Source organism: Bradyrhizobium sp. Unk1, from assembly GCF_059512345.1.
Window position 1 is genome coordinate 1 of sequence record NZ_JCAMOP010000280.1, and the last position, 255, is coordinate 255.

The window sequence follows — 255 nt, forward strand, 5'->3', positions numbered from 1 at the left end:
TTGAACGGCCGCACACTCCGCATAATCGTGGGCTCCGCATAATTGCGGTTATGTGGTGCACCACATAACAGAAAGGGTGCCGAAGGGCTCGCGGCCCTGGTGCGTGAAAGCGTCCAGGCCGATCCGTTCTCCGGCGCCGTGTATGTGTTCCGCGCCAAGCGCGCCGACCGGGTGAAGCTGATCTATTGGGACGGCACGGGTGTGTGCCTGTTCGCCAAGCGGCTTGAGACCGGTTCGTTCTGCTGGCCCAACGTG

1 protein-coding gene is annotated in these 255 nt (G+C 62.4%); it reads left to right on the top strand.

Annotated elements, in window-relative coordinates:
* Positions 1-42 precede the first annotated feature (42 nt).
* Positions 43-255: IS66 family insertion sequence element accessory protein TnpB (tnpB, locus tag AC5ZFO_RS48485; RefSeq protein WP_496124331.1), on the top strand; the 213-nt coding region annotated here is incomplete at its 3' end.